This window comes from Pantoea sp. PA1 (genome assembly GCF_056856975.1).
The window spans coordinates 102,398-115,292 of the sequence record NZ_JBXGEE010000002.1; the positions used below are offsets into that span (position 1 = coordinate 102,398).

9 protein-coding genes are annotated in these 12,895 nt (G+C 57.9%); 4 read left to right on the forward strand and 5 right to left on the reverse strand.

Features of this window, described 5'->3' with window-relative positions; all coding sequences use genetic code 11:
* Positions 1–13: 13 nt before the first annotated feature.
* Both AC1V0D_RS11270 and AC1V0D_RS11275 read right to left on the reverse strand, forming a co-directional pair.
* Positions 14–2,404: a glucose/quinate/shikimate family membrane-bound PQQ-dependent dehydrogenase gene (locus AC1V0D_RS11270; protein ID WP_009092543.1), complete on the reverse strand. Its 2,391-nt coding sequence runs from the start codon at positions 2,402–2,404 to the stop codon at positions 14–16.
* A 276-nt stretch (positions 2,405–2,680) separates the two neighbouring features.
* On the reverse strand, positions 2,681–3,280 hold the full coding sequence (locus AC1V0D_RS11275; protein ID WP_111208662.1) for a hypothetical protein: 600 nt from the start codon (positions 3,278–3,280) through the stop codon (positions 2,681–2,683).
* 399 nt (positions 3,281–3,679) lie between these two features.
* Here AC1V0D_RS11275 and AC1V0D_RS11280 point away from each other — a divergent pair, with 399 nt between their 5' ends.
* Positions 3,680–4,921: an MFS transporter gene (locus tag AC1V0D_RS11280; RefSeq protein WP_033736437.1), complete on the forward strand. Its 1,242-nt coding sequence runs from the start codon at positions 3,680–3,682 to the stop codon at positions 4,919–4,921.
* Positions 4,922–5,766: 845 nt separating this feature from the next.
* On the opposite strand, the gene AC1V0D_RS11285 is transcribed toward AC1V0D_RS11280, so the two are convergent.
* A complete protein-coding gene (locus tag AC1V0D_RS11285) occupies positions 5,767–6,924 on the reverse strand; it encodes a Gfo/Idh/MocA family protein (RefSeq protein ID WP_140028734.1) in 1,158 nt (385 codons plus the stop codon).
* A 271-nt stretch (positions 6,925–7,195) separates the two neighbouring features.
* Between AC1V0D_RS11285 and AC1V0D_RS11290 the strand changes: the two genes are divergently transcribed.
* Together AC1V0D_RS11290 and AC1V0D_RS11295 are read left to right on the forward strand one after the other, a co-directional pair.
* Entirely contained in the window at positions 7,196–8,089 is an 894-nt protein-coding gene (locus AC1V0D_RS11290; protein WP_482907429.1) for a glucosamine kinase nucleotide-binding domain-containing protein, read from the forward strand.
* Between the two features lie 30 nt (positions 8,090–8,119).
* Positions 8,120–9,235, forward strand: coding sequence for an ROK family transcriptional regulator (locus AC1V0D_RS11295; protein WP_009092538.1), 1,116 nt, complete (start codon positions 8,120–8,122; stop codon positions 9,233–9,235).
* Positions 9,236–9,291: 56 nt separating this feature from the next.
* Here AC1V0D_RS11295 and AC1V0D_RS11300 read toward each other — a convergent pair whose 3' ends face one another.
* Positions 9,292–10,383: an ABC transporter ATP-binding protein gene (locus AC1V0D_RS11300; RefSeq protein ID WP_482907430.1), complete on the reverse strand. Its 1,092-nt coding sequence runs from the start codon at positions 10,381–10,383 to the stop codon at positions 9,292–9,294.
* Between the two features lie 12 nt (positions 10,384–10,395).
* Positions 10,396–10,995: a GNAT family N-acetyltransferase gene (locus tag AC1V0D_RS11305; RefSeq protein ID WP_482907431.1), complete on the reverse strand. Its 600-nt coding sequence runs from the start codon at positions 10,993–10,995 to the stop codon at positions 10,396–10,398.
* A gap of 550 nt (positions 10,996–11,545) precedes the next feature.
* On the opposite strand from AC1V0D_RS11305, the gene AC1V0D_RS11310 reads away from it, so the two are divergent.
* Entirely contained in the window at positions 11,546–12,877 is a 1,332-nt protein-coding gene (locus AC1V0D_RS11310) for an extracellular solute-binding protein (protein WP_009092535.1), read from the forward strand.
* Positions 12,878–12,895 lie beyond the last annotated feature (18 nt).

Genomic DNA, 12,895 nt, shown 5'->3' on the forward strand with positions numbered 1-12,895 from the left:
ACCGAAGCAGGAATTACTTCTGGTCTGGCAGCGCGTAGGCAATCACATAGTCGCCCAGCTTGGTACCAAACGAACCGTGACCGCCTGCTGCGATGACAACGTACTGCTTGCCATTCACTTCATAGGTCATCGGGGTCGCCTGGCCGCCTGCTGGCAGACGTGCCTGCCACAGCAGCTCGCCGGTGTCGGTGCTGAACGCGCGCAGGTAGTTATCGGCGGTCGCACCAATGAAGAATACCTTACCTGCGGTGGTGATTGGACCACCCAGCATCGGCATACCCATTTTGAACGGCAGCGGAACCGGTGAGCTGTCACGAACGGTACCGATACGCTGTTTCCACACGACGTCGTTGGTCTTCAGATCCACCGCGGAGATGTAACCCCAGGCTGGCTGTTTGCATGGCAGACCAAACGGAGAGAGGAACGGATTCAGTTCGACGCCAAACGGCACGCCATACTGCGGCTGAATACCGGTTTCAGTCCCTGAACCACCCTCTGCACCTTTCGGCGGCTCAATCGGGTTACCCGGACCGCGCGGAACCAGTTTCGAGACAAACGGCAGCGCCATCGGGTTAGCAATCGCAATCTGACGATGTGGATCGACCGCGATACCGCCCCATTCGAACATACCCAGGTTGCCCGGGAACACCAGCGTACCCTGCTCAGATGGCGGCGTGAACGGACCTTCATAGCGCAGACGCTTGAAGATAACGCGGCACACCAGCTGGTCAAACATCGTCGCGCCCCACATATCCTTGTCCGTGAGGTTCTGTTTCGGACGGAAGGTCAGCTCAGAGTAGGGCTGCGTAGCGGCAACGTGGTCACCTTTCGCAGCACCCTGTGGCACTGGCGTTTCTGGCGCCGGAACCACTGGCTTGCCGGTACGGCGATCCAGGACGAAGATATTACCGGTTTTAGCCGGCGCGTAGATCACCGGGACGGTATTGCCATCTTTATCGGTGATGTCAGCCAGGGTCGGCTGCGACGGCAGATCCATATCCCACAGGTCGTGATGCACCGTCTGATAAGACCAGACCAGCTTACCGGTGGTGGCGTTCAGCGCCAGCACGCTGCTCGCGTAACGCTCCTGCTCTGGTGTGCGGTTACCGCCCCAGATGTCCGGTGTGCTCACGCCCATTGGCAGATAAACGGTATCCAGTTTCGGATCGTAAACCGCCGGTGCCCATGAGTTCGGTGAATTCAGGGTAAAGGTGTGTTCATCAGCCGGGATGGCATTCGGATCTTTAGCACCCGGATCAAAGACCCACAGCAGTTTACCGGTATTCACATCAAAGCCACGAATCACGCCGGAAGGCTCGCGGGTTGAGTAGTTATCGGTGACTGCACCCGCCATGATGATGGTGGTGTTGGTAATGATCGGCGGTGAGGTCGGCTCATACTGACCCGGCGTGGTGACAGGCTGTTTGTGCTGCAGATCCAGCTCGCCGTTAACGCCAAATGTCGGGCAGCGTTCGCCGGTTTCGGCGTCCAGTGCAAACAGACGACCATCGTTAACCGGTAAATAGATACGACGTGAGCAGAGCGCAGGCTGGCTGTTTGCTGCATCAGCGGCTGCCGGCACTTCGTGGTAGGAGACGCCGCGGCAGGTCACGTGCTGGAAGGTCGGATTCACCTTCATGGCCGGATCAAACTTCCACTTCTGTTTACCTGTAGCCGCATCCAGCGCAAACAGGATCTGGTGTGGCGAACAGAGGTAAAGGGTGTCGCGGATTTTAATCGGGGTCACTTCGTCGGTGATTTCGCCCGGATCGTTAGGGGTTTTCATGTCGCCGGTCTGGAACTGCCAGGCAACCTGCAACTCTTTCACGTTCTCGTGGTTAATCTGCTTCAGCGGCGAGAAACGGGTTCCCTGCTGATCGCGCGCATAAGCGGGCCAGTCAGCATCCGGGATGTTGCTCAGCGGTGCAGCCTGCTGCGCATTGTCAGCGGTTTCCGGCACAGAACCGTTAATGACCTGCGGATCGTTGAATACCGCGTAGGCCAGCACGGCCGCACTGGCAATCAGCGCCACAGCCATGGTACCCAGTGCTGCTTTGCTACCGGCGTTAACGCTGCGATAGACAAACGGCAGGATCAGCCAGACACCAAAAATCACCAGCACATCGGTGCGTGGCGCCAGCGCCCAGAAGTCCGTCCCGACTTCCCACACGCCCCAGATCAGGGTGCCGATCAGCAGCAGCGCATAGAGAACCAGCGCGGTGCTTTTACGGCGGGAAAGCAGATAAGCGGTGATGAGCATAACCACACCGCCGAAAACGTAATACCAGGAACCACCAATAGCGGCTAACCAGCCACCGCCAATCAGCATAAACGCGCCCGTCAGTACTGCGAACAGTATCGTCAGGAAACGAATTACGCTAAACGATGAGGAGTTTTTCCCCATGATATCGACCTCGTTTTGTTGCCATAAAACATACGAAAACAACCAGATAGGCTGTTTCCAGTTATCAAGTACAAATGATTAAGGGTGTTCTTGAGAATCTCTTCCGCTAAGACAGACGCTCCCTTTGTGTTAAATGTTATAGCAAAATTAGATCAAGGTTTGATTTTTTTAGCTCAAAGCGCTTAACAAATGAAGTAATGCGACATTTTATGGGGGATTAATGGACGTTAAGCGCACCGCCGTGTGCCCTTAACGCCGGAGGGCAGGATTTGTGGTTCAGCAGCTAATCAGGTCGCCGTCCGAGCGTTGCTGTTGCCAGCCGCTAATATTTATCTCAGCAAACTGTTCAGCGCTTAAAGGCGGCGTATGACTTCGCACGATCACCTCGGCCCCTTTCTCACGGAATGTCGCCATGAAAAAAGGAAAGGTAAACTTTTCATAATTGTCATTAAAGAACGCTTCGGTTAAAACAATCCCGGAAAAAGGAAAGGATTCCAGCAGTCGCCAGTCTGCGCCGGGCGGAGCAAAATCATAAAGCCAGAAATCAAATTTCTCTGTTAATTCAAGCAGTGAGGCATGGTGTGCGGCTAAACTGGTATAATTAATACCAATTCTGATTCGCCCATTCTGTAAATGAGAATAAGCATCCGGAACCGCAATCATTCCCTGCAGCCGAAAGTCTTCTACCGGGACAATCATTAATGCTGCTTCAGTAGCGATTTGGTTGTGTAATGAAATAATGTTGTTTGTATTAAGTATATTGCGGCTGTCCTGATTTTGCTGAAGATATGGCACGCTATAGCAAATGCCCGTGACATTACGCGTAACGTGATGGATAGGTTCAGTAACATAAGGGTTATATAAACTGTTTTTCATTATCTCTTTGGCGTGCAATAAAAAAGGATTTATTGATAATCAATCATATAAACGGTCGCATTTTCCAAACGCGTGAATAAATATAGATCATCTGCTTAATCCAAATCATCCTTTTATTGTCGCGGAGCGTAAATAAACGCTTCGGCACAGAAGCAATAATTCCTTTGGCGTCTGATGATGACGTGGAATATATTCAATAGTCGGGACCAATAGGCTGGTAATAATCAGGAGAGATTTTTCAGGCCCGGCATGGACAGGAAGGCGATTTATCGCCGGGAGCAGCAGAGGGGAAACCATCGCGATTATACTTCATCCGCTCTGTTATCTGACGTTCCTCATCGACCGCACAAATAACACCGCGCAACGACGCGGGACGGCTCATCAAATTTGGGATAAGACATGGGATTTATGGCATCGGCAGCGGAAGAGCCGCTGTGGCGACATCGGGCATTCGTCGCCTTCTGGCTGGCACGAACCTGTTCATCATTTGGTTTTCAGATGTTTTCGGTGGCCATCAGCTGGCAGATCTATGCGCTGACCGACAGCGCGATGGCGTTAGGGATGATCGGCTTAATGCAGTTTCTGCCGTCGGTGTTGCTGGCGCTGCCTGCAGGGCATCTGGCGGATCAGTATGACCGGCGGCGTATCGTGCTGTTCGGTCAGCTGGTGGAATTTGCTGCGCTGCTGGCATTAGTGGTGCTTACCTTATTCTCTACCGCCGATCGGGTTACGCTCTGGGGTCTGGTATTTATGATTGCGGTGGCGAAAGCGCTGGAGTGGCCTTCGATGTCCTCAATGCTGCCGTCGCTGGTGCCGCCCGCGATTCTGGCGCGGGCGATGGCGATGAACTCGGTGGGCGGCGAGGCGGCGGTTATCGTCGGACCGACGCTGGGCGGGCTGCTTTATGTCGCGGGACCGCATGTGGTGTATGGCGTGTCTGCGCTGTTTTATCTGATTTCGCTGACGCTGGTGAGTCTGCTGCGCTATGAGCGCCCGTTGCAGCCGCGCCTGCCGATGAACATGAAGAATCTGTTTGCCGGGATTCACTTTATCCGCGAACGCAAAGATGTGCTGGGCGTGATTTCGCTCGATCTCTTTGCCGTCCTGCTGGGTGGCGCGACCGCGCTGCTGCCCATTTTTGCCAAAGATATTCTGCATACCGGGCCGTGGGGATTGGGGATGCTGCGGGGCGCGCCCTCTGTGGGGGCGCTGCTGGTCGGCATCTGGCTGAGCCGGCATAAGCTGGATAAGCATGTCGGGATGATTATGTTTGGTTCGGTGGCGGGCTTTGGTGTTGCCACGCTGGTGTTCGCGCTCTCGACGCAGCTGTGGCTGTCGCTGCTTGCGCTGTGTGCGCTGGGCGGTTTCGATATGGTCAGTATGGTGATTCGCGGTGCGCTGGTGCAGCTGGATACGCCGGATGCGATGCGCGGGCGGGTGAATGCAGTGAACGCCATTTTCATCAATACGTCGAATCAGCTGGGTGAGTTTGAGTCGGGGATGCTGGCAGCATGGATGGGCGCAGCCCCGGCGGCGGCGATTGGCGGGATCGGTACGCTGGTGGTGGTGGCCCTGTGGATGAAGTTGTTTCCGCATCTGCGGCGGCGGCAGAAGCTGGAGAATGAGGGGGATGCGGTCTGACCCAGGGCAGCTGTATGCGCTTGTGATGTCAGGAAGGTTATCGCTGATAAATTGAGCGCAGGCTTCAGGGAACATATGTCCTCCGCAAAGACGCAAAAACGCCCTCCCTGGCAGGCTCAGCGCGGGCCATCCGTGGCCCGCTATGCTTTGCTACAGACATATGCTCCCTTCGCTTCACATCCGGCAGCCGCTTCCCGTTTCAGGAAGGTCGCTGCAGGCACATCCCGCGCAGGCTTCAGGGAGCCTGCGTCTTCCGCAAAGTCGCCCGCCATATCGGTTGATGAGGGTAGTTAATCTTTTTACTCTTGATAAAACCCCTCTGAAAAAGCAGCAATTTCTGAGTGCAATCGAGAATCTTCAGAGTCATCAGAAAAGTCATTTCTGAGCTATCAGGGGCGGTTGTGATCAGCGCCGTAGTGCCGGGCATGTTCATTGCCATCTTTGCGAATGAAGGGATTATGCGCGTACTCGCCCCCTTGCTCGTTTTTCTCGCTGGAGTGGTTCTTTACGGGTTAGCCTGGATGATTTCATCTAAAGAAGATCGGAAATAGGCCACGCAAAACGCCTGACCAGCAGGCAGCAGCGACTACCGCGCGTCAACATGGGTTCAATCGTTGCTCTGCAGCCTGCGTGAGCAACACCCTGTCGATTATTCTCATACCGGAAGAGGTCGTTTAAAGGCATTTTCTTGCGTCTGTTGCAGACATAAGGCGACAGGCCTGAAGGTGACTACTGCCTGTCGCCTGAGAAGTAACTGGCCCGAAGGCCAGTTCAGCAGAGTACCAGTCAGAGAGCCAGTAACAAGCCGGGGACGGCGGGGGAGGCCGCCCCTGAGGCTGGGGCCGTCAGGCCCCGGATTTTCCCAGGTTGGCGTCAAATGTCAGCCAGCTTTCACGCATGTCCACTACGCTGCGGGTTTTGCGTGCCTCATCGATTTTGATGGCGGTGAGGCCCGCTTCCAGCGCGTCCACCACTGAGACTTTCAGCGGTGTTCCCTGTTTAATATGTTTGACGATCTCTTCAGCCATCAGCGCATCCGCGCCGTAATGGCCATCATAAGCGTTGCCGCTATAGGCGGTATCGACCTCTTTCTCACCGCTGCGGGCGTTGTGCACCCGGAAGTAGTTACGCACAAAGTCGCCTTCCGCCATGCCGTCAGTGCCCATGACGCAGAAACGGCGGAACTCATCCGGCACGTTCAGGTTGGCGTGGAAGGCGAGGGTGGCTCCCCCCTCATACTCAATCAGCGCGGTCTGGTAGTCGACAATGTCAGCATCGCTGTCGAAGACCGCATCTGTGCTGGACCAGCCGCTGGGTTTGACGTGATAGAGCTCCGACTCAGGGGTGATCGCCCCCTGCGGGGCATGAGCCGGGGTAAAGGATTTCCGGCCACCAAAGCTGGCGACGTGAGTCGGACGCCGCTGCAGCAGGCCCTGATAGAGATCGATGTCGTGGCAGCACTTCTCCAGAATATAGGGACCGGCATACTTCTCCAGCCGTCGCCAGTCGCGCTGGAAGAAGGCACCGTGATAAGGCTTGATGTGTTCGGTTGCCTCAATCGAGGTGATTTCGCCCAGCTGGCCCGCATCGCGCGCAGCCAGCAGATCGTGATAAAGCGGTGAATAGCGCAGCACCAGCCCGACCAGAATGCGCGCCTCGCCATACTGACGCACCAGCTTTGCCATCGCCATGGTCTGCTCTTCATTAATTACCACCGGCTTTTCGGTAAAGACGGTATAGCCTGCCGCCAGCGCCTGACCCACATGCTCCAGATGCAGAAAGTTGGGTGAACCCACCAGCACCACATCCATTCCGCCGTGAGCCAGCAGGGCGTCCACAGACGCAAAAGCCTGGCCGGGCGCAATACCAAAGCTGTGCAGATTCGGCAATCCGGCGGGGGCCGGATCGTAATAGCCCACGACGGAAAAGCTGTCGTCAGCCTTGCTGAACTCTTTCATGACGTGGGACAGACGAAAGCCGAGACCGATAATGCCTACTTTCATGGTAAACCCCTGCTCCTGAGATCGGATGATGCAAAGCCCGCCAGCGGTCGGGCGCGACTGCTGATAATCTGACCATCAACTTATTACGGCAGAAAAAGTAATGTCAACATCGCGCTGCACGTTTTGCGGGGTGGTTTTTTGTTATATTTATGTAAATTAAGGAAAAATAGTCAGGATGTTTTTACCATATTTATTTGTTATTGCGATTTAAGTTTTTTTATCCTATCGTTCGCTCATTATGGCTATAACCCTTAATCAGGGAAGGAAGCGCGTGCAACCACACTATCTTCTTGGCATCGATGGCGGCGGAACGCAGTGTCGCGCGCGCTTAACCGATCGGCAGGGCCGCCTGCTGGCAGAAAGCATCGGGGGGCCTGCTAACGTCTGGTCAGATTATGATGCGGCCCTGACCTGCGTCGGGCAGCTGACTGAACAGGTATTTATCCAGGCGGGACTCACCGCAGAGGCGCTGGCGCAGACCGCGCTGGTGGCGGGGCTGGCGGGCGCTAACGTCGCCTCAGTGCAGGCGCGCCTCGCCAGCTGGCAGCCCGCCTGCGCGGCGTTGCAGGTGGTCAGCGATGTGGAGATCGCCTGCGCGGGCGCGCACGGTGGCGAGCCTGGGGCGGTCTTTATCATCGGCACCGGCAGTCAGGGCGCCGCCTGGGATGGCGAACGCTTTACGCTGCTTGGCGGCTGGGGCTTTGCCCTCTCCGATCAGGGATCGGGGGCGGAGCTGGGCCGTCGCGCGCTGCGTCTGGCGCTGCTGGCGCATGAGTCGATCATTCCGCACGGCTCCCTGACCCGCCAGCTGATGGCGCAGTTCGGCGACAGCCCGGAAACCATGCTGCTCTGGACGCGCACGGCGGTGCCTGCTGACTGGGCCCGCGTGGTGCCACAGATTTTTGCAGCCGCCGACGCGGGTGACAGCCACGCTCAGGAGCTGCTGCAACAGACCGCCGCCGATATCGGCATGATGGTGCGACGCCTGATCGCCCTGAGCAGCGGCCCGGTGGCGCTGATGGGCGGCGTGGCCGCACCGATTCAGCGCTGGCTGGATGAAGATATTCAGGCCCGGCTGGTGGTGCCGCAGGGCGATGCCCTGAGCGGGGCGCTGACCCTGGCGCAGCAGCTGACGCCTGCCGATTACCGATCTCAAGCGGGCTGAGCTGCCTCAGCCCGATAACCCGAGGAATCTATGACCGCTCCCAATGTAACCGCGCGCATTCTGCGGTTGATTGTCGAAAATGCGCCAATCAGCCAGTCAGATCTGAAAGTTCGCAGCGGACTGAGCATGTCGACCGTCTCACAGGCAACCAACCGCCTGCTGACGCAGGAGATTGTGCAGGAGCTGGGGCTGCGTCGCGTGTCGATGGGACGGCCAAAAACCCTGCTGGGGCTCAACCCCGACCGCGCCAGCGTGATTGGGATTCAGCTCAATGCGGAACGCAACCTGATCGTCATGACCGATCTCAGCGGCAATCTGCTGGGTGAACAGCAGATGCCAAAAGGCACGCTGACGCCGCGCCAGCTTGGCGATGCGCTGGCGAAATTTCTGCGCGGCGTGGAGGAGAAGCGGGTGGGGGCCATTGGCCTGGCGCTGTCGGGGCTGGTCGATGCTGAAAACGGCTACTGCATCCGCTCCAAGGTGCTGGGCTGGGATAACGTTCCGATTGCGCGCCTGCTTGAAGAGCGCTTCTCGCTGCCGGTCTTTATCGAAAACGACGCCAACGCCATGGCCATGGCCGCGCTGGTGTTTGGTCAGCTCGGCAATGCGCAGTCGGCGGTGATCGCCACCTACGGCAAAGGGATTGGCGCGGGGATCATCCTTAATCGTCAGCTCTATCGCGGTCGTCACGGCAAGGCGGGCGAGATTGGTAACGGGCTGGTGGGCGACGGTTCGCTGCGCCTGCTGGAAGATGTCGCCTCCTCGCGCGCCATTCTGCAGCGGGTGGCGGAGCAGGATGCGGAGGGCGTGACGCTGCAGGCGCTGGATCAGCGGCCCACGCCAGAGGTGCTGGCGGCGCTGGAAGAGGCGGGACGTGAACTGGGCATTTCGCTGGCGAACCTGTCGGTGGCCTACGATCCGGATGTGGTCTATCTGGCGATGGAGCCGCACATGGCGTCACGCATTCTGCTCGATCACATCACCCAGAGTTTTCAGGCCTACCGGCTGAAACTGACGCCACAGATGACGCCGCTGCAGTTTCTGACGGAATCGAACCGGATGTGGGCGCTGGGCGCGGCGGGATTTGCCGTTAACCGCTTGCTCGATCTGCTGGCAGCCCAGGCCGACGAAGAGCCGGTCACCTGAGTTAACACTCGAATAAAAACGGGCGCTAAGCGCCCGTTTTTGTTTCCGCGCTTCTCCTAGCGCAGGCGCAGACCCTGCTCATCAAACAGCAGGCAGTGCGCGGCAGAGATGCCCAGTTCCACCTGCGCACCGAGATCGCGCGGGGTGGCCTCGCGCTCTTCCACCACCAGCATCTGTTCACGTCCGATATCCAGGTAGAGATAGTTGGTGTGACCCAGCATCTCGCCATAGGCCAGCTCGCCGTGAAAACGCAGGGCGTCCGGCGTCTGCGCGGCAGGCTGGAAATGCTCGGGACGGATGCCCAGCGTGACGGTCTGGCCCTCGCGGCAGGCAGCCGCAAGGGGCATGACCAGCCCCTCAATCTTCAGCTCCGGCACCCGCAGCTGCACTTCACCTTCGCCCGTCGCGCTGATCTCGGCGCGCAGAAAGTTCATCTTCGGCGATCCGATAAACCCGGCGACAAACAGATTATCCGGGTCGTGATAGAGCGTCAGCGGCGCGCCGACCTGTTCAATCCTGCCCTGACGCAGCACCACGATGCGGTCAGCCAGGGTCATCGCCTCCAGCTGATCGTGGGTGACATAAATCATGGTGTTACCGAGTGAGGCGTGCAGGCGGGCGATCTCGATCCGCATCTGCAGACGCAGTTCGGCATCCAGGTTGGAGAGCGGTTCATCGAACAGGAAAATACGCGGATGACGAATGATGGCGCGGCCAATCGCCACGCGCTGCCGCTGTCCGCCAGAAAGCGCACGCGGCAGGCGGTCGAGCAGTTCCGTCAGGTGCAGCCGAGCTGCCGTCTGCGCAATAGCCTGGTTGATCTCCGCTTTGGACTTTTTCATGACCTCCAGCGGATAGGCCAGATTGCCGCGCACCGTCATGTTGGGGTAGAGCGCATAGGACTGAAACACCATCGCGATGCCGCGCTCGGTGGCGGGCTGCTGCGTCATATCCAGCCCCTCAATCAGCAGCTGACCGCTGCTGATCTCCTCCAGCCCGGCGATCATCCGTAACAGCGTCGATTTGCCGCAGCCGGAAGGGCCGACAAACACCACAAATTCGCCGCTGTTGATCGTCAGGTCGATGCCATGAATAACATTGACGTGCTCATACGACTTCTTCACATTCTGCAAGCGCAGGCTGGTCATCGGCTACCTCACTCAGAGTAACTGGCCCATGTAGATGGCATTACTGCGCAGGATAGGGGTGAACCCCATACGCGTATAGAAGGCGCACACCTGCTCGTTCTGCAGGCTGACGCCAAGATGGACACCTCTGACCCCGGCGGCCCGCAGCGCCGCCAGCTCATGCTCAATCATCCGGCGACCCCAGCCCCCTTTCTGGGCGGCAGGCAGCAGGTTGATATGCAGATGCGCGGGCCAGCGGGTCACCAGCGTCTCCGCGGCCTGATCGGGCTGGCGGATGGCGTCGAGCACCTTACTGTCGAGCGGGGCGCTGGCGCTGCGGTCGCGATATTTCTCCTGAAGCTGCGGCCACCATTCGGCGTCGAGCTGGGCCTCAAACGCGCGGGTGTCAGGCACGGCCACAACGTAACCCTGCACCTCACCGTCACGCTCCAGCACAAAGGCGAAGTCAGGCGCAAACCGCGCGTAGGGCACGGCAAAACGCTGGCCGGGATAGTCGGGATCGGAGTAGAGCGCGCGGGCATCGCCACCGGCATCCGCTGTTTCCAGGCAGATACGGTAGAGCGCCGGGAAGTCCGCCGGCGTGGCCGGACGAATGACACCTTGATTCGCCATGGTGAAGTCTCATGAGTGAGTGAAACGGTCAGGGAGTAAACAGATCCACAGGATAAAGTTACGTTAATGAATGTGGACTTAGTTTTCAAGATAGAATAATTCCCTTATCGCACTAACGCTGACGGTTAAGCAATCTTTCACGGCGTCATGATGCACAACTGTGATCGCCAGCACGCCCGCAGGACGGCGGCTGGCGGCAGATTCAGCGCCGGTAAAAAGAGAAAAGTGTGAGCGTGATAGGATTTTCGTATGGTTTATCAGGGTGTTATTTTGTCATTATAGCCTGGCGATCTCCTGCTGTGAAAAGCGCGCGGGGCACGCTGCCGCCGCGGTTAACAGGCGTCAGACCAGCGTGATGTGCTGATATTCACGCCAGGTTGCTGTTTATTTGCGCGCGCTCACAGCGTTGCAATTCCCGCGGCAGGTTGTTTGACTTTATTTTTTTATTAAAGTAAGTATGAGTCAGTGCGTTTGTGTGCGGCTTCAGCCTGCAGGATGTCAGGCGGTGAGATGCAGGGATGCCGATTCTGGTCTGAAGAAGGTGAGCATAATGTCTGTTTCCTCCGTTCGTTCGTTCCGAATTCGCAATGTGGGTCGGCTGCTGGCAGCGGGCCTGCTGGCAGGCAGCGTCTCGCAGGCCGCCCACGCCGCCGTGACCCTTAATGAGTGGGATATCTACAACTATCCGCAGCAGACCGCCGCGGTGGATGAGGGGATCAAAGAGTTCTCTCAGCAGAATCCCGGCATTGTTATCAACCGCTCGGTGCACTCCTTTGAAGATACCCGCATCCCGCTTAAGCTGGCGCTGACCGCCGGTGACGGCCCGCAGATTGCGCAGGTCAACCAGGGCGGCGGGGATATGGGCTCGCTGGTTAAAGATAAGCTGCTGCTGCCGCTCGACAGCTACGCAGCCAGCTATGGCTGGACGACCCGTTTTCCGGACTCGATTCTGAAACGTAACCGCTGGTCAGACAGCGGTGAATTTGGCAGCGGCAAACTCTACGGCATAGCCAGCCTGGGGGAGATGGTCGGGCTCTATTACAACAAAGCGCTGCTGGATAAAGCGGGCATTCCGGTGCCGAAAACGCTGGCAGAGCTGGAAAGCGCCATGGCGAAACTCAAATCGCAGGGCACCGCGCCGATGATGCTGGGGCTGCTGGACGGCAACATGGGCCAGCAGCTGCTCAGCACCCTGTGGCAGGCCCAGATCGAGAGCCGTGACCGCAAGACGCTGGATAACCTGATTTACGATGTGGGCGGCACCTTCAGGGACAGCAAGCTGGTCAACGCCGCCACCATGATGAAGAGCTGGACCGACAAAGGCTACTTCTTCCCCGGCTTCCAGGGCATTGGCCATGACGATGCCGCCACCCTGTTCCAGAACGGCCAGGCGGCGTTTCTGGTCAGTGGCACCTGGTACCTCGGCCAGTTCAAAGACAACAAAGATATCCACTTCGCGGCGATGCCTGCCGGTGAAGGTGTGAAGCAGCCGCTGATGGTGGGGGGCACCGATCTGGCGTTCTCCATCACCAGCACCGCCAAAGGCAAAGATCAGCAGGAAGGGGCGGCGAAGTTCATCAACTATATGGTCTCTGATGCCATGGCGAACCGCTGGCTGAAGGTCGGTTTCCTGCCCGCCAGCACCAACAAAGCGGCCACCATGCCGGCGGACAATCCGCTGCTGGCCGAAGCGTATCAGGTCTGGCTGACGCTCAATGAGTATGACGGTTTAGGTCATTACGTAGACTGGGCGACCCCGACCATGAATGCCGAGCTGAATCAGAATGTCCAGCTGCTGCTGGCGGGCCGTCAGACCGCCGATCAGATGGTGGTCAACTTTGATAACAACTATCAGCGTTACCTGAAAACCCTGAAACACTAAGCCGGAGGCCCGGCGAAG